The following is a 1,246-nucleotide window of genomic DNA, read 5'->3' as shown; positions in this document are numbered from 1 at the left end:
ATTCCTTTTAGCTTTTCTTCTTGTCCTTCTTCGGCTTAATCATCGCTACCGTATCCGCAAAAATCAAATCGGCTTTTTCTTTTTTCGGTATTTTCTGCCGTCCCTTTGATGTCCTTGTCCCCCTTCGATGAAGTTCATCCCAAAATTCTTTCCAAGGTTTTTGGAAATACGTTCGAATTAACCGTAATACTTCCCTCATCGTTTTTTTCGTTTGGGTCATCAGTTTGACGAGCAATGTTAATCCATAAGCAATCAATGCAAGAAACATTTGATTCCAGATTCCTTGAGGCTTCGTGCTCCAGATTTTCGTTGTTCGTAAATGCTGTTTCACCCATTTAAAGAAAATTTCAATCGCCCAACGATGTCGATAAATATCCATGATTTGTTCAGGGCTTAAATCAAAACGATTGGTCACAATTCGGTATAGATGTCCCTGTTCATCCGAATATTCAACGAGACGAACAGGATACAGTTTTTCATTCGATGTAACACCGATCTTTACCACGGCATCTAAGCGAATCTGAGGATGATTCAGAAGTGTTCTCTCTAGATACATCACCTGTTGCTTTTCTTTGATTCGCACAATGAACGAGATTTCTTCCTTCGCCCATCGATTAATTCGTTTATGACAAGCAAACCCTCGATCCATGACATAGGTCGCATCGCACTCTTCTACTAATACATCGGCTCCTTCAAAATCCGTCACATTGCCAGTGGACGGGAGAATTCGATCAGGAAAGACGGTATCCGGTGAAGCCACCACTAATCGAGTATGCATTTTTACATGGGTTAATCCTTTCGTTACATACGCCCAATTGGATAGTTGTTCAGGGAGCCTAAGATAGGTGGAGTCGACAATGGCTAATCGACCGATTCCTTTTGGTAACCCTGCTAACTGTTTCGTTCGCTCTCGAATCTGGCCAACTACCTGAAAAAAGAGATATTGTACCCATTCGGTAGGTAATTCATTAATCCTTCGACTTAATTGAGCCCCACTAATACTCTCTAGATTCAGACTCTTCAACAATTCTTTGTCAGCCCGTAGTTTTTCCTCGATATCCGCATAGGATTCCCATTTTCCCAGTTGAGCTGCGACAAAAATTTTTATAAGGGAATCCGCTGTTAATTTTTTCTGATCATAGTTGAGAAGTGGACAAGAAAACTTTTCGGTCGGCAATAAAGATAAACATTGACGAATGACGCTTTGATGAATTATATTGTTCTTATTCATTGAAAAAACTCCTTT

General features: G+C 40.3%; 1 protein-coding gene. It reads right to left on the bottom strand.

What is annotated here, in order from left to right:
• Positions 1 to 7: 7 nt before the first annotated feature.
• Positions 8 to 1,231, bottom strand: a complete 1,224-nt coding sequence (locus HNQ34_RS17250; protein ID WP_183256540.1) for an IS4 family transposase — start codon at positions 1,229 to 1,231, stop codon at positions 8 to 10.
• Positions 1,232 to 1,246 lie beyond the last annotated feature (15 nt).

This window comes from Anoxybacteroides tepidamans (assembly GCF_014201465.1).
Lineage (GTDB): Bacteria > Bacillota > Bacilli > Bacillales > Anoxybacillaceae > Anoxybacteroides > Anoxybacteroides tepidamans.
The sequence above is the reverse complement of the archived record's forward strand: the minus strand, read 5'-3'. Positions and strand labels throughout refer to the sequence as shown.

Bases quoted from the DNA above. Each gene is read 5' to 3' on its own strand.
- HNQ34_RS17250 (WP_183256540.1), bottom strand. From the start codon at position 1,231: ATGAATAAGAACAATATAATTCATCAAAGCGTCATTCGTCAATGTTTA.